The sequence below is a fragment of the Pseudoflavonifractor sp. 60 genome (genome assembly GCF_009911645.1).
Lineage (GTDB): Bacteria > Bacillota > Clostridia > Oscillospirales > Oscillospiraceae > Lawsonibacter.
In genome coordinates this window covers 1-389 of the sequence record NZ_QWKI01000250.1, presented here as the reverse complement: position 1 = coordinate 389, position 389 = coordinate 1, and the positions used below count along the sequence as shown (strand labels likewise).

Sequence of the window (389 nt, the reverse complement as noted above, 5' to 3'; positions counted from 1 at the left end):
AGCTGATAATCACCAACCTGCCCTATCTGTTGTTCGTGTGGCTGTTCGGCAAGGTGGGCGAGGCGTGGCGGCTGGCGGCGGGGGCGGACGCTTCTCAAAAGCTGGTGCATCTGCTGGACAGCCTGGCGGCGGCGTTCGCCAACGGCCTGCCCAGCTTCCACCCCTTTGACCTGTGTATCGGCATAGCGGGCGCGGCGCTGGTGCGGCTGGCGGTGTACCTGAAAGGCAAGAACGCCAAGAAATACCGCCACGGCATGGAATACGGCAGCGCCCGATTTGGAAACGCCAAGGACATAGCGCCCTACATTGACCCCGTATTTGAAAACAACATCCTGCTCACGCAGACCGAACGGCTGACGATGAACGGCAGGCCCAAAGACCCCAAGACG

The 389-nt window shown here is 61.4% G+C and carries 1 pseudogene; it reads left to right on the top strand.

Features of this window, described 5'->3' with window-relative positions:
* Positions 1-2: 2 nt before the first annotated feature.
* Positions 3-389, top strand: a pseudogene (locus D1646_RS20945) (hypothetical protein); the annotation flags it as partial.